Annotated in this window: 20 protein-coding genes; 14 read left to right on the top strand and 6 right to left on the bottom strand. The window is 65.6% G+C overall.

Annotation, left to right across the window (positions count from 1 at the left end):
* Nucleotides 1-109 precede the first annotated feature (109 nt).
* Together VH499_RS12795 and VH499_RS12790 are read right to left on the bottom strand one after the other, a co-directional pair.
* Nucleotides 110-1,174: a MaoC family dehydratase gene (locus tag VH499_RS12795; RefSeq protein WP_332053126.1), complete on the bottom strand. Its 1,065-nt coding sequence runs from the start codon at nucleotides 1,172-1,174 to the stop codon at nucleotides 110-112.
* Nucleotides 1,171-2,049, bottom strand: coding sequence for a CoA ester lyase (locus tag VH499_RS12790; protein WP_332053125.1), 879 nt, complete (start codon nucleotides 2,047-2,049; stop codon nucleotides 1,171-1,173). Before VH499_RS12790 ends, VH499_RS12795 begins: the two co-directional genes overlap by 4 nt.
* Nucleotides 2,050-2,116: 67 nt before the next feature.
* Here VH499_RS12790 and pdxY point away from each other — a divergent pair, with 67 nt between their 5' ends.
* Both pdxY and VH499_RS12780 read left to right on the top strand, forming a co-directional pair.
* Nucleotides 2,117-2,968, top strand: coding sequence for a pyridoxal kinase PdxY (gene pdxY, locus VH499_RS12785; RefSeq protein ID WP_332053124.1), 852 nt, complete (start codon nucleotides 2,117-2,119; stop codon nucleotides 2,966-2,968).
* 6 nt (nucleotides 2,969-2,974) lie between these two features.
* Nucleotides 2,975-3,670: a LysE family translocator gene (locus VH499_RS12780; RefSeq protein ID WP_332053123.1), complete on the top strand. Its 696-nt coding sequence runs from the start codon at nucleotides 2,975-2,977 to the stop codon at nucleotides 3,668-3,670.
* 3 nt (nucleotides 3,671-3,673) lie between these two features.
* Here VH499_RS12780 and VH499_RS12775 read toward each other — a convergent pair whose 3' ends face one another.
* The 3 genes from VH499_RS12775 to VH499_RS12765 all read right to left on the bottom strand — a co-directional run bounded on the left by VH499_RS12775 (nucleotide 3,674) and on the right by VH499_RS12765 (nucleotide 6,926).
* On the bottom strand, nucleotides 3,674-4,264 hold the full coding sequence (locus VH499_RS12775) for a malonic semialdehyde reductase (protein ID WP_414709780.1): 591 nt from the start codon (nucleotides 4,262-4,264) through the stop codon (nucleotides 3,674-3,676).
* Between the two features lie 84 nt (nucleotides 4,265-4,348).
* Nucleotides 4,349-5,791 (bottom strand): tetratricopeptide repeat protein, encoded by a 1,443-nt coding sequence (locus VH499_RS12770; protein WP_332053121.1) that lies wholly within the window; start codon nucleotides 5,789-5,791, stop codon nucleotides 4,349-4,351.
* Nucleotides 5,792-5,912: 121 nt separating this feature from the next.
* Nucleotides 5,913-6,926, bottom strand: coding sequence for an aspartate-semialdehyde dehydrogenase (locus tag VH499_RS12765; RefSeq protein WP_332053120.1), 1,014 nt, complete (start codon nucleotides 6,924-6,926; stop codon nucleotides 5,913-5,915).
* A 148-nt stretch (nucleotides 6,927-7,074) separates the two neighbouring features.
* Here VH499_RS12765 and VH499_RS12760 point away from each other — a divergent pair, with 148 nt between their 5' ends.
* The 9 genes from VH499_RS12760 to murJ all read left to right on the top strand — a co-directional run bounded on the left by VH499_RS12760 (nucleotide 7,075) and on the right by murJ (nucleotide 15,357).
* Nucleotides 7,075-8,286, top strand: a complete 1,212-nt coding sequence (locus VH499_RS12760; protein WP_332053119.1) for a CoA transferase — start codon at nucleotides 7,075-7,077, stop codon at nucleotides 8,284-8,286.
* A complete protein-coding gene (locus tag VH499_RS12755) occupies nucleotides 8,283-9,515 on the top strand; it encodes a CaiB/BaiF CoA-transferase family protein (protein ID WP_332053118.1) in 1,233 nt (410 codons plus the stop codon). Before VH499_RS12760 ends, VH499_RS12755 begins: the two co-directional genes overlap by 4 nt.
* Before the next feature lie 8 nt (nucleotides 9,516-9,523).
* Complete coding sequence (locus tag VH499_RS12750; RefSeq protein WP_332053117.1) at nucleotides 9,524-9,853, top strand: DUF962 domain-containing protein; 330 nt, start codon at nucleotides 9,524-9,526, stop codon at nucleotides 9,851-9,853.
* Nucleotides 9,854-10,036: 183 nt separating this feature from the next.
* Nucleotides 10,037-10,969: a thioredoxin gene (gene trxA / locus VH499_RS12745; RefSeq protein ID WP_332053116.1), complete on the top strand. Its 933-nt coding sequence runs from the start codon at nucleotides 10,037-10,039 to the stop codon at nucleotides 10,967-10,969.
* Nucleotides 10,970-10,991: 22 nt separating this feature from the next.
* Complete coding sequence (locus tag VH499_RS12740) at nucleotides 10,992-11,720, top strand: LON peptidase substrate-binding domain-containing protein (RefSeq protein WP_332053115.1); 729 nt, start codon at nucleotides 10,992-10,994, stop codon at nucleotides 11,718-11,720.
* A 22-nt stretch (nucleotides 11,721-11,742) separates the two neighbouring features.
* A complete protein-coding gene (locus VH499_RS12735; protein ID WP_332053114.1) occupies nucleotides 11,743-11,955 on the top strand; it encodes a Trm112 family protein in 213 nt (70 codons plus the stop codon).
* Complete coding sequence (locus tag VH499_RS12730; protein ID WP_332053113.1) at nucleotides 11,952-12,368, top strand: DUF971 domain-containing protein; 417 nt, start codon at nucleotides 11,952-11,954, stop codon at nucleotides 12,366-12,368. The genes VH499_RS12735 and VH499_RS12730 overlap by 4 nt, the downstream gene beginning before the upstream one ends.
* Nucleotides 12,369-12,374: 6 nt before the next feature.
* Complete coding sequence (locus tag VH499_RS12725; protein ID WP_332053112.1) at nucleotides 12,375-13,628, top strand: flavin-dependent oxidoreductase; 1,254 nt, start codon at nucleotides 12,375-12,377, stop codon at nucleotides 13,626-13,628.
* A 148-nt stretch (nucleotides 13,629-13,776) separates the two neighbouring features.
* Nucleotides 13,777-15,357, top strand: coding sequence for a murein biosynthesis integral membrane protein MurJ (murJ, locus tag VH499_RS12720; RefSeq protein WP_332053111.1), 1,581 nt, complete (start codon nucleotides 13,777-13,779; stop codon nucleotides 15,355-15,357).
* Here murJ and VH499_RS12715 read toward each other — a convergent pair.
* Nucleotides 15,332-16,276, bottom strand: a complete 945-nt coding sequence (locus tag VH499_RS12715) for a succinylglutamate desuccinylase/aspartoacylase domain-containing protein (protein ID WP_332053110.1) — start codon at nucleotides 16,274-16,276, stop codon at nucleotides 15,332-15,334. The genes murJ and VH499_RS12715 overlap by 26 nt on opposite strands.
* 139 nt (nucleotides 16,277-16,415) lie before the next feature.
* Between VH499_RS12715 and VH499_RS12710 the strand changes: the two genes are divergently transcribed.
* The 3 genes from VH499_RS12710 (at nucleotide 16,416) to VH499_RS12700 (ending at nucleotide 19,671) form a co-directional block, all read left to right on the top strand.
* The gene (locus VH499_RS12710) at nucleotides 16,416-17,402 is read left to right on the top strand and encodes an MBL fold metallo-hydrolase (RefSeq protein ID WP_332053109.1); all 987 of its coding nucleotides are present in this window, start codon (nucleotides 16,416-16,418) and stop codon (nucleotides 17,400-17,402) included.
* 49 nt (nucleotides 17,403-17,451) lie between these two features.
* Nucleotides 17,452-18,291, top strand: coding sequence for an alkaline phosphatase family protein (locus tag VH499_RS12705; RefSeq protein ID WP_332053108.1), 840 nt, complete (start codon nucleotides 17,452-17,454; stop codon nucleotides 18,289-18,291).
* A 165-nt stretch (nucleotides 18,292-18,456) separates the two neighbouring features.
* The gene (locus VH499_RS12700) at nucleotides 18,457-19,671 is read left to right on the top strand and encodes a hypothetical protein (protein WP_332053107.1); all 1,215 of its coding nucleotides are present in this window, start codon (nucleotides 18,457-18,459) and stop codon (nucleotides 19,669-19,671) included.
* Nucleotides 19,672-19,882: the final 211 nt, after the last annotated feature.

Below are 19,882 nucleotides of genomic sequence, written 5' to 3'. Positions count from 1 at the left end.
GCAGGCAGCGGAACTTTTTTAACGCCCGCCGCCCCCAAGTCAACGAAAGTCAGCCTTGCGCGGTCGGTAAGCCCCGGATTCTCCAGCGAAATTCGCAGGCCGAGCAGGCTCAGGCAAGACGTCGCGGCATCAGCAGCCAGTAGTCGAGATCGAGCACGACGGCGGGGTGATATTTGCCGTCGCTGCCTTTGCCCGGCCAGCCATCGCACGGACAGTCCCTGGCGGCGATGGTGCGCACCCGAAGCGCGCCGACGTCCGAACGGCCAGGCACCGCCGCAGGCTCAAGGATCTCGGACCAGGCATAGATCGTGTCGCCGCCGAAGGTCGGCGCGACGTGGCTGCCGGCATTGATGGCGGCGACGCGAAAGCCGTTGGCGAGGCCGTTGAACGAAAGCGCCCGCGCCAGCGAGATCACGTGGCCGCCATAGACCAGCCTTCGGCCGAAGCGCGTGTTCTTGCCGGCGACGGCATCGAAATGGACGCGAGCGGTGTTCTGATAGAGCCGCGTCGACAGCATGTGATCGGACTCCTCGAGCGTGATGCCGCTCACATGATCGATGCGCTCGCCAACCGCATAGTCCTCCCAGCGATGCGACGAGCCTGCCGCGACGTCGTCGTACCCCTTGATCGAAAGCCCGGCCGGCACGACGAGAGCTGCCGGCGCGACGGAGGTCGCCGTCTTCGGCACGGCCGGCCCGGCCACGGCAGCCGCGGGATCGCGCTTGTGGACCATCACCCAGCGAATGTAGTCCAGCACCCTCTCGCCGCGCTGATTGGCGCCGGTCGATCGCACCCACACCACGCCACTCGCGCGGTTGGAGTTTTCGCGCAAGCCCAGCACCCTGGAGGTCACCGACAGCGTATCGCCAGGATAGACCGGCACGCCCCAGCGGAACTCGGCATATCCCAGGTTGGCGACGGCATTCACAGAAATGTCGGGCACCGTCTTGCCGATGACGACATGGAACACGAGCATGTCGTCGAGCGGTGCGCGCGGCAGCCCCAGGCCGCGCGCAAATTCATCGGACGAGTTGATGGCGAAGCGAGAACCATAGAGCGCGACATTCAGCGCGGCATCGCCCTCGGTCAGCGTGCGCGGCGTCGCATGCCGGATCTCCTGCCCGACCTTGAAGTCCTCGAAGAAATTGCCCGCCTCGGTCTTGCTCTTGCTCATGCTGCCTGCAGTGCCTTGATGGCGGCGGCAAGCGCGAGCGCGCGCTCGGCCTGCTCGACATGGAGGTTCTCGATCATGCGGCCGTCAACGGTGACGACGCCCTTTCCTTCGGCCTGCGCCGCCCTGAAGGCGGCGACGATCCTCCTTGCCGTCTCGAGCTCGGCGGTCGATGGCGCAAAGATCTCGTTGCACGGTTCGATCTGGCTCGGATGGATCAGCGTCTTGCCGTCGAAGCCCATCTCCAGCCCCTGCCGACATGCCTCCCTGAAGCCCTCTGCGTCCGGGATGTCGTTGTAAACGCCATCGAGAATGGTGAGGCCGTGGGCGCGCGCGGCCAGCATGCCGAGCCCGAGGGCCGTTACGATCGGCAGGCGCATTGGCGTATGGCGTGCGCGCATATCCTTGACGAGATCGTTGGTGCCCATGACGAAGAGCTGAAGCCGCTTGTGGGAACCCGCGATCTCCTCGGCCCGCAGGATGCCCCTGGGGGTTTCCATCATCGCCCACACGGCCATCGATGGCGGCGCGCCGGATGCATCGAGCAGCGAGACGATGCTTGCGACATCGGCTGCACTTTCGACCTTCGGCACCAGGACCGCGTCGGCGCCGGAGGTGGCGCTTGCGGCCACGTCGGTCTTGCCCCAGGGCGTCGTGAGCCCGTTGCAGCGAATCGCGATCTCGCGTTTGCCATAGGTCCTGCTCTTCGCCGCCGCGACCACGTTGGCGCGCGCCGCATCTTTCGCGTCGGGCGCCACGGCATCTTCGAGATCGAAGATCAGCGCATCGGCAGACAGCGTGCGCGCTTTTTCCAGCGCGCGGGTGTTCGCGCCCGGCATATAAAGCACGCTGCGGCGCGGACGAACGGTGCTCGACATCTCAGGACCCCTCGTGGACGCGGCGGACTATAATGAGGGGTCTCCTTGTGGCAAGGTGGCGTTGGCCATGCGCTTTCTCTCGCTTCAGAGCCATGTCGCCTACGGCTATGTCGGCAATCGGGCAGCAACTTTCCCTCTGCAACGATTGGGCCACGAGGTCTGGGCGGTGAACACGGTCGAGTTCTCCAACCACACGGGGTACGGCGCCTGGCGTGGCCGCACCGCGCCTGCCGAACAGGTCGCCGACATCGTGCACGGCATCGAGGCCCTGGGGCTGCTGCCGCGGTGCGACGCCTTGCTGACCGGGTATGTCGGCGATGCCGCACTCGCCGACGTGGTGCTCGACACGGCAGCGAGGGTGCGCGCGGCCAATCCGAAGGCGATATGGTGCTGCGACCCGGTAGTGGGCGACGTCGATACCGGCATCTACGTAAAGCCCGGCATCGACGTCTTCTTCCGCGAGCGCGCCATTCCTGCCGCCGATCTGGTGACGCCCAACCATTTCGAGCTGGAGCATCTCACTCGGCGCAAGGTGGGCACGATGGTCGAGGCGCTTGCCGCCGCGCGCAGCCTGCTGAAGGGACCGCGGCTTGCACTCATCACCAGCCTGCGCCGGGCGGACGGGCCGCCCGATCAGATCGAGATGGTCGCCGTGACTGTCGATACCGCATGGCGCGTCGTGACGCCGCTGATCGGCTTCGACGTCATGCCCAACGGCACCGGCGACATGGTCTCGGCCTTGTTCGCCGCGCATTGGCTGGCAAATGACGATATCGCCGGGGCACTGGGATGCGCAGCATCGTCCGTCTATGCCGTGCTCGAGGCGACGCGCGAGATGGGCGAGCGCGAGCTGCAGCTTGTCGCGGCGCAGGATCGCATGGTCGCACCGCTGCGGCGCTTCACGGCCGAGAAGCTCTAGCCCGCGATGCATGTGCCCGGCTTCGCCTTCGACCCCGTCTCGCTTGCGATCGAGGGAGCGGTGATTGGTTTCGTCATCGCCTTGCCGGTCGGGCCGGCCGCCGCCCTTTGCATCCGCCGGGCGATCACGGTCGGCGCCGTGGCAGGCTATCTCACCGGCGTCGGCGCGGCGCTGGGCGATGCCGTCTTCGGCGCGGTCGCGGCCTTCGGCCTCTCCTTCGTCGAGACCTTCGTGGCACGGCACGAAGTTTGGCTGCGCGGTATCGGCGGCGTCATCCTCGTGGTGATGGGCCTGCTGACGATGCGTCATCGCACGCGCACGGTGGGCGATCCGGTGGCCGACGACCTGGAGCATCGGATCGCCACGCACTTCCACTACACCAGCTCGAGCTTCTTCATCACGGTCTTCAATCCGCTCACGGTGATGGCGTTCGGCGCCGCATTCGCCGGCCGCAATCTGGCGGGCGTCGGCTCCAGCCTTCCGGACGCGGGGTTGCTGGTGGCGGGCGTCTTTTCGGGCGCGCTCGCCTGGTGGGCGATACTCTGCTCGGTCGCGGCGTCTCTGCGCACGCAGTTCAGCCGCTCGGGCATGTTGTGGCTCAACCGCGTCTCCGGCGGCATCATCCTGGCGTTCGGCGTGGTGGCGCTTGTCTCGCTCCTGCCGCTGCCGTGGCGGCAGATTGCGGATGCGCTCGGGCTTTAGTGTTCAGGCGAGCGCGCAGGCCTCCTCGAAGGAGAGCCGCGGGCTGCGGTCGAACAGCTTCGTGGGATCGCCGTAGCCGATATTGCAAAGGAAGTTGCTCCTGAAGCGCCGGTCGGGAAAGAAGGCCTCGTCGACCTTCGCGTTGTCGAACCCGCTCATGGCGCCCACGTCGAGGCCGAGGGTCCGTGCCGCGATGATCAGATAGGCGCCTTGGAGCGAGCCGTTGCGGAACGCCGTCGTCTCGGCGACCGCCTTGTTCTGCGGACCGCTGAACCAGCTCGGCGCCGCCTGGTTGTGCGGGAAGAGCCTGGGCAGATGTTCGTAGAAGCGCGTATCGTAGGCGACGATCGCCGTTACCGGAGCGCTCATCGTCTTCTCCGTGTTGCCGGCGCTGAGCGCGGGGCGCAGCCTCTCCTTGCCTTCCCTGGTGCGCACGAAAACAATGCGCGCCGGCGACGAATTGGCCGATGTCGGCCCCCATTTCATGAGATCGTAGATCGCGCGGAGCTGGTCGTCCGAGACCGGCCTGGGCTGCCAGCCGTTGTGCGTGCGGGCATTGCGAAAAAGCGTATCGAGCGATCGGTCGTCGATCATTCGGCCCCCTGGCATCCGGCGAAGAAGGATGGCGCGGACCCTAACCAAGGGTCGACGCGAGGTCGAGCCGACAGATCGTAAGCGTTACCGGGCGGACGTCGCGAGCGGCATCTGCAGCTTCAGGAGCTCGACTTCGTCGCGCACGACGGCAAACACCGATTCCCAGTCGCCGACCCTTGGCTGGCGGAACAGCCGGGCCGTCGGATACCACGGCGCCCGAGTCCCGCCGAGTTGCCAGCGCCAATCCGGATGCGCCGGCAGCAGGACCCAGGTCTTGAGTCCCATCGCCGCGGCAAGATGCGCGATCGGCGCATCGATCGAGATCAAGAGATCGAGCTGCGACAGCGCGCTCGCCGCCTCGGCGAAGTCGAAGATGCCGCGGCCGACATCATGGATCAGGCCGCCGGCGCCGAACTGCTGGATGTCCTTCTGGCGGGCGCCCCCCTGCAGGCTGAAGACGAGCAATTCCGGGTCGCCGGTGAAGGCGAGGAATTGCGCGAACGGCACCGAGCGCAACTGGTCCTGCGGCTTCAGACCATTCGCCGCCCAGTAGATGCCGACGCGCAGCCGCGCCTTGTCGAGCCGCCCGAGCTTGATGAGCCGGTCCGACGGTGCGGTGAGATAAGGCTGCGACACGGCGTTGAAATCGGGCTCGCAGAGATGCGGCAACGACACCATCGAGGCATGCACGTCGAACGGAGGCAGGTTCTCGCCTTCGGCGACGACATCGTCGATATAGTCGGCGTTGGCGAGCAGGTCCTTGAGCGGCACCTGGCACAGCGCGAACACCTTCGCGCCGCGGCGCTTGAGCTCACGCGCAAAGCGCACGAACAGCAGCACGTCGCTCAGGCCCTGCTCGGCGTAAAGCAGGATCCGCTTGCCCTGGATCGGACCGCCGTCCCACGCAGGTTGCGCGAAGTCCGGCGTCGGCGTCTCGGGCAGACGCTTGCGCGCCTCGTAGGTGGCGAACCCTTCGCGCAGATCACCGCGCATCAGCAAGGCGATCGCCAGCTCGCTGCGCGCGCGCTTGCTGTCGGGGTTGAGCGCAAGCGCCCGCGTGAAGCAGCCGACCGCCTCCTCGATCCGGCCGAGGTCGCGCAGGCAAAGCGCCAGATTAAAGAAACCGTCGGCGTAGTCGCGATTGAGCGCGATTGACCGGAAATGATGCTTCACCGCCTCTTCCGGCCGGTTCACGGCCCGCAACGCGTTGCCGAGATTGGAGTGAAGCGCCGGATTTTGCGGATCTCCGGCAAGCGACAGGCGATGATGCGAGACCGCTGCCTCGAGCTTGCCTGCCTGGCGCAATGCCACGCCCAGGCTGTTGTGCAGTTCGGCGTGGTAGGGACGCAGCGCCAGCAAGCGGAAGTAGGAGGAGATCGCCTCGTCGAGCCGCCCGGCGCGAAGCGCCTGGCCGGCGAGACGCAATTGCTGGACAAACGTATCGACCGCCCGGCCGAACAAAGGGGTCGGCATCGTCGAGGCGCGGGATTCGTGCCGCAACGGATGGATGGTCGATAGATCGCTCACGGGCACTTGCTCGAACGGAAACTATTCGTTCCAATCGTATCTCAAGCACCATTGTTAAGCATCTGATATTTAAGGCGAAATTTGGAAGACTTCCTATAGTGAGAAAGATACTTCGCTACTACTAGATGTAGCCCTTGATCAGTTCCTCTGCGATCTGGACGGCATTCAGCGCCGCGCCCTTGCGAAGGTTGTCGCTCACGCACCAGAGCGACAGCCCGTTCTCGACCGTCGGATCGACCCGCACGCGGCTCACGAACACAGCGTCCTGGCCGGTGACTTCCTTGGGCGATACGTACCCGCCGGCTTCGCGGCGATCGACCACCAGCACACCCGGCGATGCCGCCAGGATGCGGCGTGCCTCGACGTCGTCGAGCGGGTTCTCGAGCTCGATATTCACGGCTTCGGCGTGGCCGATGAAGGTGGGCACGCGCACGCAGGTGGCATGAACCTTGATCCGGGGGTCGAGGATCTTCTTGGTCTCGACCACCATCTTCCACTCCTCCTTGGTCGACCCGTCTTCCATGAAGACGTCGATCTGGGGAATGACGTTGAAGGCGATGTTCTTGGCGAACTTCCTCGGCTCGAGGTCCTGATTGACGAAGAAGCTCTTGGTCTGATTGAGCAGCTCGTCCATCGCCTCCTTGCCGGCGCCGGAGGTGGATTGATAGGTGGCCACCACCACGCGCTTGATCCTGGCCGCATCGTGGATCGGCTTCAGCGCCGTTACCAACTGGATGGTGGAGCAGTTCGGGTTGGCGATGATGCCGCGGCGCTTGTAACCGGCAATGGCGCTGCGATTGACCTCGGGCACCACCAGCGGCACGTCCGGATCCATCCGCCAATGGGAGGTGTTGTCGATCACGACCGCGCCCGCCTTGGCGGCACGTGGGCTATGCTCGGCGGAGACCTTGGCCCCCGGCGAGCTGAGGGCGATATCGATGCCCTTGAAGTCGAACCTCGCAAGGTCCTGGACCTTCAGCACCGAGTTCTCGCCAAACGACACCTGACGGCCGGCCGACCGCGCCGAGGCGAGCGGCACGACATCGTCGGCCGGGAAGTTCCGCTCGGCCAGGATCTGCAGCATTTCGCGACCGACATTGCCGGTCGCGCCGACGACGGCGACTCTGAAACCCATGGCACCATGCGCGACGACGCGCATTCCCCTGACTGGAAGAACTGCAGGAGATAGGCGTCGCCTTCCGCCTTGGCAACCCGCGCTTGACCACCGCAGACGCCGCGTCGAGGCTCGGCGGCATGGAGTCCAACGGTTTCGAGGATCGATAATGGCCGAGTCATCCCTGCCGCTGGCGGGTCTGCGTGTGCTGGACGTCAGCTCCTTCATCGCGGCGCCCGCGGCGGCCGTCGTCCTCGGCGACTGGGGCGCCGACGTCATCAAGATCGAAGGCCCCGACGGCGACCCCAATCGGACCATCATGAACGACTCCGGCAACTACCCGAAAGCCGAGGTCAACTACCCATGGCAAATGGATTCACGCAACAAGCGCTCGCTGGTCCTCGATCTCAAGAAGTCGCAGGCGCGAGCCGCTCTCGACAGGCTGATCACGACGTCGGATATCCTGATCTGCAACTTCCCGCCGCCGGTGCGCGACAAGCTAAGGCTCACCTATGAGGCAGTGAAGGCGGTCAATCCCGGGTTGATTTACGCCTCGCTCACCGGCTACGGCGAGACGGGTCCCGACCGTGACCGGCCCGGCTTCGATGCCACGGCCTACTTCGCGCGCTCCGGGCTGCTCGATGCGCAGCGTTACGAAGGCGGGCCGCCCGGTGTGCCGGGGCCGGCACAGGGCGACCGTGCAACCGCGATGACGCTCGTATCGTCGATCCTGATAGCGCTCGTCCATCGCATGAAGACCGGGGAAGGATCGTGGGTCGGCACTTCCCTCCTGGGCAACGGGCTCTGGTCGTGCGGGGTCATCGCGCAGGCGGCACTGGTCGGTGCCTTCCTGCCGCCGCGACCGCCGCCGGACCGGCCGCGCTCGGCGCTCGGCAACATCTATCGCACCTCCGACGATCGGTGGCTGCAGCTCACCATTGTGCGCGAGGACAAGGTCTGGGGCTCGCTTTGCGCCGCACTCGGCCGGCCAGACCTCGTGGACGATCCACGCTTCGCCGGGCTGCAAGAGCGGCGCACGAACTCGGCGCCGCTGGCCGCGATCCTGCGCGAAGCCTTCGCTGCGCGCGATTGTGCCTACTGGTCGAAGGCGCTCGCCGCCCAGGAAATCACGTTCGGCGTCATCAGCCGCCCCCAGGACGTGCCCGACGATCCGCAGGCCACGGCCTGCGGCGCCATCGTCGAAACCGCGATCCCCGGCATGCCGCGCACGCTCAGCAATCCGGTTCGTCTCAGCTTCGCCGAGCAGCGAGTCGCTCGTCCCGCGCCTGCGCTCGGCCAGCACAGCGAGGAGATCCTGCGTGAGGCCGGGTTCTCGGCGCACGATATTGCCGAGTTGCGGGCAAGCGGAGCGATCCGATGAACCAACCCTCCGAGGCACCGGAGCCGCTGCCGCTTGCGGGACTGATGGTGCTCGATGTCAGCTCGTTCATCGCCGGACCCGCAGCGGCGGTAACGCTGGCCGATTTCGGCGCCGACGTCATCAAGATCGAGCCGCCCGGCGAGGGCGATCCGCATCGCCAGAACTACCGGAGTCCGAACTATCCGCGCGCCGAGAAGCAGGTGAATTTCCCCTGGCAGCTCGACGGAAGGCTGAAGCGTTCGCTCGCGCTCGACCTCAAGAACGAAAGTGCGCGTGCGGTATTCAAGCGTCTGGTCGGGCGGGCCGACGTGATGATCGTCAATTTCCCGACGCCTGCCCGGGAGCGGTTGAACCTGCGCTGGGAGGACATCGAGCCGATCAACCCGCGGCTGGTCTATTGTTCGCTCACGGGCTACGGCGAGAGCGGGCCAGACCGCGACCGGCCGGGCTTCGATGTCTCGGCCTACTTCGGCCGCTCCGGCATCCTCGACGCCGCCCGCTACGAGGGCGGGCCGCCGGGCTTGTCGTTGCCGGCACAGGGTGATCGCGCGACGGCGATGACGCTGGTGGCGGCGATCCTGCTCGGGCTGCGGCGACGCGACCGCACCGGAAAGGGCGGCTGGGTCGGCACGTCGCTTTACGCCAATGGCGTCTGGGCCAACGGCACGTCGGCTGCCGGTGCGCTGGTCGGGGCCAGGCTGCCGCCGCGCCAGTCACCGGACAAGCCGCGCAATGCGCTGACCAATCTCTACCGCACCAGGGACGATCGATGGCTGCAGCTCCTGATGGTGCGCGACGACCGGCTGTGGGCGCCGTTCTGCAGGCTGATCGGGCGCGAGGACTTGCTGGCCGATCCGCGCTTCGCCGATCGTGAAGAGCGCAAAAGCCGGGCCGCTGAACTCTTCAAAGAGCTCGCGCCGATCTTCGCCTTGAGAACCTATGCCGAGTGGGAGCGCGTGTTCGCCGGGACGGGCATTCCCTTCGGCGTGATCGAGCGGCTGGGCGATGTGGTCGAGGACGAGCAGGCACGCCATGCCGGAATCTTTTCCGACACCACCAACCCCGAGGTGCCGCGCACGGTCAACAATCCCATTCGGCTCGGCTTCGCCACGCCTCGCACCGCTGGTCCGCCTCCTTCGGTCGGTCAGCATTCGGCCGAAATCCTGCGCGAGCTCGCCTACAGCGACGCCGAGATCGCTGCCCTCAAAAAAACCGGAGCGTTGGGATAACATCCGCCATGGCCGATTTCCGGACCTATGCCGAGTTCTGGCCGTTCTATCTGCGAGAGCACGCGCGGCCCGCGACGCGCGCGGTCCACTACTTCGGGACGCTTGTTTCCGCCGCCGCATTGGTCGTGGCGGTTGCGACTGCCCACTGGTGGTGGCTTCTCGCGGTACCGCTCTTCGGCTACGGGCCAGCCTGGTTCGGCCATTTCTTCATCGAGAAGAACAAGCCTGCGACCTTCCAGGCCCCGCTATGGTCGCTCGTGAGCGACTACCGGATGTGTGGCCTGTTCCTTTCTGGCCGGCTCGGCCACGAATTGATGAAGTATCAAATCCGAAGCTGACGCCGCGGTGCAACGGGTCGTGCGCGGCGTTCGCCTTCACACCTGCCGAGGTCGCCGGCATCGTCGCCGAGGCGGACGACTGCTGAAAATCCGGGGCTCCAGGCGCCCCTTGCGTCGATTGGGGGCGGGGGCCACATTGCTGGCCGAATAGCAAAATCCCGCCGTAGAGCCGCAAGGAAACCCATGGAAACGATGCTGAAGGGCGCCGCGCCGCAGGCTGCCCCCGCCGACCTCATCAAGGACAGCGACCAGACGAAATTCGCCAAGGATGTGCTCGAGGCGTCGCGCACCGTCCCGGTCATCGTCGACTTCTGGGCACCCTGGTGCGGGCCGTGCAAGCAGCTGCAGCCCGCCATCGAGAAGGTGGTGAAAGAAGCCAACGGCGCGGTCAAGCTGGTCAAGATCAACATCGACCAGAATCAGATGCTGGCCCAGCAGCTTCGCATCCAGTCGATTCCGGCGGTCTACGCCTTCTTCGGCGGCCGGCCCGTCGATGGCTTCATGGGCGCGGTGCCGGAGAGCCAGGTGAAGCAGTTCGTCGATCGCCTCGTCCAGGCGGCCGGCGGCGCGCCCGGCGAAGGCGGCGGCAACGAGATCGCCGAGCTCCTCGATCACGCCAAGGCCGCGATCGCGCAGAACGACTTCGAGCTCGCCGCTCGCATCTACAGCGAAGTTCTGGGCGCCGAGCCGGGCAACGTCGCTGCGCTCGCCGGCATGGCACGTTACCAGATCCAGATCGGTGATCCCGACCAGGCCAAGGAGCTGCTGGCGCAGATTCCGGCCAAGGAGCGGACAGGTGCCGACGTCGTCGCCGTGCAGGCCGCCGTCGATCTTGCCGAGAAAGCCAAGGAGGCGGGTCCAATTGGCGATCTAAAGATCAAAGTGTCCGCTGATCCGAAGGACTTCCAGGCCCGCCTCGACCTGGCCATGGCTTATTGGGCCGGCGGCCAGAAGCAGGAAGCGGTCGACGAGCTCCTGTCGATGATCAAGCTCGATCGCAACTGGAACGAGGGCGCGGCACGCCAGCAGCTCCTGAAGTTCTTCGAAGCGCTGGGCTTTACCGATCCGCTGGCGGTCGACGGCCGCAAGCGGCTGTCATCGATCCTTTTCTCGTAGGGCACGCGCGGCCGGTGCGCAAATGACCGACCGCCCTTCCGACCGGATGCCGGGCCGCAGTCCGTTCGAGCCAAGCTTCGAGCAGCTCCCCGAGACGCTGCCGATCTTTCCGCTTTCCGGGGTGCTGCTCTTGCCGGGTGGCAAGCTGCCGCTCAACGTCTTCGAGCCGCGCTATCTGGCGATGGTGTTCGATGCGCTGGCCGGCCATCGCCTGATCGGCATGGTGCAGCCTACGCGGCCCGGTGGTTTCGCCGGCGACGGCCTGCCGACCGACGACGGCAGCCGACCCAAGGTCCATCGCATCGGCTGCGCCGGACGCATCACGAGCTTCAGCGAGACCGAGGATGGCCGGCTGCTGCTGGCACTCTCGGGTGTGTGCCGCTTCGAGATCGGCCGCGAGCTCGACCCGACGCAGAGCGGGTATCGCCGGGTCTCCTCGCTCTTCGCGCCCTACCGCGCCGATCTCGATCATGCCGATGAACTGGTCGAGCTCGACCGCGAGCGGCTGATGGCAGCCTTGGCGGCGTTCTTCCGCAGCCGCAATCTCTCGACCGACTGGGATGCCGTGAAGCAGGCGGCCGACCGCAATCTCGTGACGTCGCTCTCCATGGTTCTGCCGTTCGGGCCGGTCGAGAAGCAGGCGCTCCTGGAGGCGGCGGATACGACGGCGCGGGCCAAGCTTCTGGTCGCCTTCCTCGAGATGGGTGCCTTCGGGCAGCCGCCCGAAACCACGCCGCAGCGCGCCAACTGATGGCGTGGTATAAGAAGGCATCATGACGACCGAGAGCCCATCTGCGTCCCGCCGCAGCGGGGTCGACCCGAAGCTCCTGGAGATTCTCGTCTGCCCGGCGACCCATGGGCCGCTGGAATACGACGCCGAGGCCGGCGAGCTGATCAGCCGCAAGGCGGGCCTCGCCTATCCGATCCGCGATGGCATTCCGATCATGCTGGTGAGCGAGGCGCGGCACCTGAAGGACGGCGCATGAACGCCGACCGGTTCCCCAAGTCGGTACCCGACGAGGGCTCCTACGAGTCGGACGGCGCGCCCTGGCCGGACGAGCTGCGTGTGTTCAGGGGCGAGGGCCGTCTCGAGATCGATTTTTCCGATGGCAAGTCCTATGCGCTGCCGGCCGAATATCTGCGTGTCGAGAGCCCCTCGGCGGAGGTGATGGGCCATGGCGGCCCTGCGACCAGGAAGATCGTTTCCGGTTGCCGCCACGTGAAGATTGCGGCCGTCGAGCCGGTCGGCAACTATGCCATCCGCATCGTGTTCGACGACAAGCACGATACCGGCATCTATAGCTGGTCGTATCTGCACGAACTCGGCGAAACCCAGGCGGAGCGCTGGGCCGAGTACCAGGCGGCGCTGCTCCATCGCGGCCTGAGCCGCGACCCCTAAAGGCGCATGAAGATCATCGTCGCGGGCGCCGGCATCGGCGGACTGACGGCAGCGATGTGCCTGCATCGCGCCGGGTTCGAGGTCGAGGTGTTGGAAGCAGTGAGCAAGCTTCGGCCGCTGGGCGTCGGCATCAACATTCAGGCCGGGGCAGTGCGCATCCTTGCGGACCTCGGGCTCGAACCGGCACTGGCCGCGACCGGCATCGAAACCCGCGAGCTGCGCTATGCGAACCGCCACGGCCAGACGATCTGGGCCGACCCGCGCGGACGTCATGCCGGCCTGCCATGGCCGCAATTCTCCATCCATCGCGGCGAGCTGCAGATGATCCTGTTCGATGCTGGCCGGCGAATGCTGGGCGACGAACGGATCAGGTTCGGTCGCCGGCTCGCGGGTTTCGAGCAAACCGGCAAGACGGTGGTTGCGCGCTTCGTCGATCGCGACGGCAAGACGGTCGAGCGGCCCGCGGCAGACATCCTGATCGGCGCCGATGGCATCCACTCCGCCGTGCGCGCACATTTCTATCCCGACGAGGGTCCGCCCAAGTGGCAGGGCATCCTGATGTGGCGCGGCGTCACCGTGGGCAAGCCCTTTCTCGGCGGCGCCACGATGGTGCAGGCGGGCCACCATACGCAGAAATTCGTCTGCTATCCGATCAGTCGCAAGCACGCCGCGCGCGACGAATCCCTGATCAACTGGATCTGCGATCTGCATATGGGCGACCAGGCCATGCTGCCGCGGGAGGACTGGAATCGACCCGGCAAGCTCGAGGATTTCCTGCCGCGGTTCGACGACTGGAAGTTCGAATGGCTCGATGTGCCCGAGGTGATCCGGGCCGCGCACGCGATCTACGAGTTTCCGATGGTCGACCGCGATCCGCTGCCACGATGGAGTCACGGCCGGATCACGCTCCTCGGCGACGCCGCTCATCCCATGTATCCGATCGGATCCAACGGCGCCTCGCAGGCCATCATCGACGGCGAGGCGATCGCCCAGGAACTCGCGGCCGGCGACGATCCCGAGCAAGCGCTTCGGCGTTACGAGGCGCGTCGCCTGCCGCCCATGGCGCGCATCGTCGAGAGCAACCGGCGCAAGGGCATCGACATCATGCTCGACATCGTCGAGCAACGCGCGCCACGGGGCTTTTCGGATCTCGAAGCCGTGTTGCCGGCAGCCGAACTCGAGCAGATCGTCGCCGACTACAAGAAGCTCGCCTCCCAGGATCGCGAGACCCTGTTGAAGCTCGCTGCGGCAAGGGCATAGGGGGAGCGGAAACGAAAAACCGGCCCCTCTTCGGGACCGGCCGTGGCAGCGGTTTAAACCGGCCATCACATCGCCGGCCGCCACCGAAAGGAACCATGCCAGCGAACGATGACGGCATTGTGGCAGTAACCTTCGAGGGCCCGCTTCCATGAGCCTGGGCCGCTCCATCACCACGGTCGGCGGGTTCACGCTGCTGAGCCGCATCATGGGCTTCGTGCGCGACATCGTCCTGTCGGCCGTGCTGGGATCGGGTCCGGTGGCGGACGCCTTCATCGTCGCCTTCAAGCTGCCGAACCTGTTTCGCCGCCTGTTCGCCGAGGGTGCCTTCTCGGCTGCCTTCGTGCCCTTGTTCGCGCGCGAGCTGCAGGGCCATGGGCGCGAGGAAGCGGTCGTCTTTGCCCGCCAGGCTCATGCCTGCCTGCTGCTCATCCTGGTCCCCTTCTCGGTGCTCTTGATCCTCGCCATGCCGGGAGTCATCTCCCTGCTGGCGCCGGGCCTGTCGGGCGATCCGTTCACCTTCGATCTTGCCGTCCAGTTCGGCCGCATCACCTTCCCCTATCTGATCTTCATCTCGCTGGCCTCACTCTATGGCGGGATGCTGAACGGCATCGACCGCTTCGCCGAGGTCGCGGTGACTCCCGTGCTGCTCAACATTGCACTGATCGGTACCGTACTCGGCCTGACGCCGTTTCTGCCCAACAGCGGCTATGCCGCCTCGATCGGCGTCGCCCTGGGCGGCTTCCTCCAGTGGCTGTGGTTGCTGATCTCCTGCCGCCGCGATGGTGTCGGCATGAAGTTCGTGCGCCCGCGCTACACCCGGCGCGTGGCCCAACTGGTGAAGCTCGCCACGCCTGTGGCGATCGGCGGCGGCGCGCAGCAGATCAGCGTCATGCTGGACGTGGTGTGGGCCTCACTGCTGCCCGCGGGCTCGATCGCGGCGCTCTATTATGCCGACCGCATCGCCCAGCTTCCGCTCGGCGTGGTGGGCATCGCCATCGGCACGGCGCTCCTGCCGCTGCTCGCGCGCCAGCTGCGCGCCGGCCAGAACGAGGCGGCGATGGCCAACCAGAACCGCGCCATCGAGTTCGGCCTGTTGTTCAGCCTGCCCTCGGCCCTCGCCCTCTGGCAGTTGGCCGAGCCGATGATCCGCGTGCTGTTCGAGCATGGCCGCTTCGGGCCGGCTGACACGTCGCGGGCAGCGGGGGCGCTCGCCGCCTACGCCATCGGCCTTCCGCCGTTCGTGCTGGTGAAGGCGCTGACCCCCGGCTTCTTCGCGCGCGAGGATACGCGCACGCCGCTCTACATCGCGATTGCGTGCATCGTCGCCAACGTGGCGATGAATGCGGCCTTCATCTACGGCACGGCACTCGCCCAGGTCGGCATCGCCCTGGCCTCGTCGCTGTCGGGATGGCTCAACGCCGTCCTGCTGGCGATCGTCCTGCTGCGCCGGCGCCAGTGGGTGCCGGACAGGCGGCTGCTCTCGCGGTCCCTCCGCACGCTCGCCGCCACTGCCGGCATGGGCGCCACGCTCTGGATCGCGCTGATCGCCCTCAAGCCCGCACTTTCTCGTCCGGATCTGACGGGCTTCGCCGCGCTCCTTGGACTTTGTGTGCTGGGAGCCGCGGTCCATGGCGGCCTGGCCGTGCTGCTGGGCGTGCTCAATCTTGCCGATCTGCGCTTCCTGCGCCGGCAGCCGAACAGCGCTACGCCGCCAGCCGACCCAGCCTGACGACGGTGACCCCGGCGCGCAGCGGGCGATTGGACGAGGGCATCACCAGCACACAGTTGTCGTAGGGTGTCGTGACAGGCTGGTCGTCATCGTGGCCAAGCACCGTGCCGGCTTTGGCGATCATCTCCTGGCCTTCGAAGTGCCGCACCGGCCTGTAGTTGCCGCGCCTTGTCGCGATTGCATGCGTCACCTCGACGACGCGCTGCTCGGCCGGCGAAGGCTGCCGCCAGCCTGCCGGCAGGTCGCCTGCCTCCACGATCCCCGTCTCGGCCAGGAACCGGGCGGTCACATCCTTGGCGACGACGACCGACGAGGCGCGCCAATGCTGCCCGGTCTCGATCAGCAGTGCATTCTTCGGGCTGGCCGGATCGCCGAACGCGCCGTAATCGCGCATGCGCATGCCGGCCGCATGCCCGGCATCGCGGATGATATCGACCGGCGCGCCGATCTTCCTTGCGAAGGCCACGCCCTTGTCGAGGGCGCCGGCCAGCATCAGCGGCACGCCATCGTCATGCATCGAATGGAGGTCGAGCAGGAAGTCGGCGCGCTCGACGAACGGCTTCAGCACGTGCGCCCGGCGCGTCTCGACCGTGGTGGCTGGCTGATCGAGCCGGCCCCAGGTGCGGTTGAAGTCCTCGTCGATCATGCGCGACTTGAAGGGTGTGCGCGGATCGAAACCCAGATAGGCCTCGATATTGTTGAAGGAGAAGATCAGGGCGCCGTTGCGCGGCCGCAACCCCTTCTCCAGCAGGGTATCGACCACTACCGCGCCGGACACCTCGTTGCCATGCGTGAGCGCGGCCACCATCACCGTCGGCCCGGGCTTGCCGCTCTCGAAGATGTGGACATAAGGTGCGATGCCCTTCTCCCACCGGCGCAGCTCAGGAAAGGTGAATTCGATCGGCGGGAGCTCGGACATGCGATGGCGACCATTACGGGCAGAGGGAAACGCACGCTAGGCCAAGGGCGATGGGATCGCCAGTCTCGAAACGTGCGACGCGCATTGCCTGCTCGTGCGAGCGGCTCTAGCGTCGTCGGTGCCATCGGGAGACGACCTCATGACCACCCTCGCCGCCGTCGAGTCGGTCGACATTCATGTCCTGGTCGACAACGTCACCGACTCGCTCTCGTCAGTGCCCTCTTTCGTCGAGACCGAACTCGCCGGGCTCGGGCGGCGGCGCGGTGCTGCCTGGGTTCTGGGTGGTGCGTGCCTCTGTTGCGCGGCGCACGGCCTCTCCTGCCTGCTCACGATTCGCAGCGGCGACGAGGTACACACTGTTCTGTTCGACACCGGACCCGAGGATCGCGTGTTCGAGCAGAATGTCTCGCGGCTCGGCGTCGACCTCGGGCCGGTCGAAGCCATGGTGCTGAGCCACGGCCACTGGGATCATGCCGGCGCCATGCTGCGCGCCTTGCAACTCGTGCGCGACCGCAACGGTGGCCGAGAGATTCCATGCTACATGCACCCCGACATGTTCCGCAGCCGCGCCCTGAAGCTGCCGAACGGTTCGTTCCTGCTCATGGAGGACGTGCCTTCGGCGGCCGCGCTCGAGGCGAATGGCGGCCGCGTCGTGTGCTCGCGCGAGGCGCAGACGATCGCCGGCGAGACGGCGTTCGTGAGCGGCGAAATCGCGCGCGTGAGCGGCTTCGAGCCTGGCTTGCCCGGTCAGCACCGCCGCACCGCGGAGGGCACTGGTTGGGAGCCGGACGAGCTGCAAATGGACGAGCGCTTTCTCGCCGTCAATGTGCGCGGCAAGGGAGTGGTCGTGCTGACGGCCTGCAGCCATGCCGGCGTCGTCAATGTCCTGACCCACGCGCGCAAATGCTTCCCCGACGTGAAACTGCATGCCGTGTTGGGCGGCCTGCATCTGAGCGGCATCAACGAGCGCATCATTCCGCAGACCGTGAAGGCGCTGCACGGCTTCGGTCTCGAGGTCATTGCCGCCGGCCACTGCACCGGCTGGCGCGCCATGGCCGCGCTGTGCACGGAATTCGGGGACGCCCGGCTGGTGCCGCTCGCCGTGGGCAAGAGGCTGCGGTTCTGAGCGGATACCACTGCCCCGATATCGCCGATTTGTCGGCGCCGGATTGGGGATGCCCTTTTTCCTACTGAGCTGGCTGGGCGGTCTGGTGGCGGTCGCGACGGTCACAGCGGTCGTGCTGTCGCCGCGCACGCTCGCCCGTCCGCTGGCTCCGGCGGCGACGCCCGATCACATCGTGCTCGCCGTGCTCGAGAACCACAGCTACCCGCAGATCATGGACGGCGCGGAAGCGCCGTTCATCCACGACCTCGCCCGGCGCGGCGCGCTGTTCACCCGCAGCTTCGCGCTCATGCATCCGAGCCAGCCGAACTACCTCGCGCTGTTCAGCGGCTCGACTCAGGGCGTCACCGACGACCAGGATCACGAGTTCGACGCCGTCACCCTTGCCGACAGGCTGAAGGAGCGGGGCAAGAGTTTTGCCGGCTATGTCGAGGACGGATCGCCGAGAAAGCACAATCCGTGGGAATCGTTCCGCCGCTCGGCCGACGTGGAGCGGAGCTTCCGCGAATTCCCGCGCGACTTCGACCAGCTGCCGACGGTGAGTTTCGTCGTTCCCGATGAGCGGGACGACATGCACGACGGCTCGATCGGCCAGGGCGACCGCTGGCTGCGCGACAACCTCGGTCGCTACGTCGAATGGAGCCGGTCGCACAACAGCCTGTTCATCCTGACGTTCGATGAGGACAACGACCGTGCGAGAAACCGCATCGCCACGATCTTTGCCGGCGACGGCGTGGTGCCCGGCCGCTACCACCAGCGGATCGATCACTACAGCGTGCTTCGGACCATCCTCGCCATGTACGGCCTCCCGCCGCTGGCCCAGACCGCCTTCGCGACGCCGGTCGACAGCATCTGGGGCCCACACCGGTATCAATCCGGGCTAAGTCACTGATCAAGCAACGGAACTTGATGCTTGTCGTTATCGCGATCAGAGCAAGGCCTAGTTAGAAGTCACGGAAGCCAACGCATCGCTGACTGCACCGCCGCTAATCCGGGTCCATCGACCCCTTGGAACGGTCATGCCATAGTTATCGAGAGTGTCGGGGGAGCGATTTCGATGGGAGGATCAGTCACGCTAAGTCTTACGCCGGAGGTGCTCGCGACCAAGACCATCGACCAATTGGTTTCGTTCTTTGGCGACGGGAAACTTCGAGATAACAGCGAATGCTCTGATCAATTGCGCACCTTTTTGAAGGACCAGAGCAGCACGAAGCTGGACGAGTTTGCTACGTATTGCCTTGAAAACAAATTCGATAAGAGCGGACAGGTCTTACAAGACGTCATCAACGAAATTGGCCGGCGCCTCGGCTATCAGGTAGAGAGCGGACGGTATTCTGGTACGACAAAGGACATCGGGTTTGATGGCCTATGGAGCGATGGCCAAAATTGGTTGGTGATTGAAGTAAAGACGACAGACACCTACCGCATTAGCCTTGAGACGCCCGCTGGCTATTCAAGAAAGCTTCAAGCCGAGCGAAATCTTCCTCCGGCACGTCTATTCACGTTGATTGTGGTGGGAAGACAGGACACCGGGGATCTGGAAGCGCAGGTTCGCGGTAGCCGATATGCTTGGAACGTCCGGCTAGTAAGCGTCGATGCGTTAGTGAAGCTGATGTACGTCAAAGAAGAGCTCGACGATGATCAGTTGCACGCAAAGATAAAGCAGGTCTTACTGCCAATCGAATATACGCGGGTTGATGAAATCATTGATCTTGTTTTCGAGACCCAGCAGGAAACGGATCAGAAGGCCCAGTCCCTTCAAGAAATAGACGAAGTCCCCGGCGCCAAGAGCAAGCCCGCCGACGGGCGCAAGTTCATTCCGCAATTTACCGCGAAGGAAGAGCTTGAAGGCAAAAGGTCAGCAATCATCAAACGATTCTTTACTGACCGCGGCAGCAATGTCGAGGCCGTCACGAGATCTGCGTTTGAGGACGCCGCCACAGGCCTCCGAGCAGTCTGCATGATCTCCAAGCGGTATAAGTCGCGACCAAGCCTTCCTTACTGGTACGCGTTGCACCCCCATAGCCTGGAGTTTCTAAGGGGCGGCAAAAACGGATATGTCATTTTGGGCTGCGTTGACCAAGATGTGGCTTATGCGCTTCCGCTCGCATTCGTCGAGACCCATCTCGATGGTTTAAACAAGACGGAATTGGAGGATAGGCACTATTGGCACATCAAGCTGCAAAACAGCGGCGATCAGGTCGCGCTCAACCTGCCAAAGGCGGGCCAAAACATTGACCTCACGCCATACGCCTTCGCCATCTCAGGATAGAAGTGATTAGCATCCCGCCGCGCGTGGCCGCCTTGATTTCGCCGGCAAGGTGAGCAATACCCGCCGACCCCGCCTTCCACCGGCGGGGTGCGCGGAGGTCCACAGCCCGCGCTCCTCTGACAGTGAGCGGAGTCCACATCCATGCCTGACGCCAATACCACCCCGGCCGCGCCCAATCCGCATCTCGCCCCGTACCAGGCGCGCGGCCTCA

Source organism: Reyranella sp., from assembly GCF_036558665.1.
Lineage (GTDB): Bacteria > Pseudomonadota > Alphaproteobacteria > Reyranellales > Reyranellaceae > Reyranella.
Note: the sequence above shows the minus strand (reverse complement) of the source record. Positions and strands in the feature narration are given on the sequence as shown.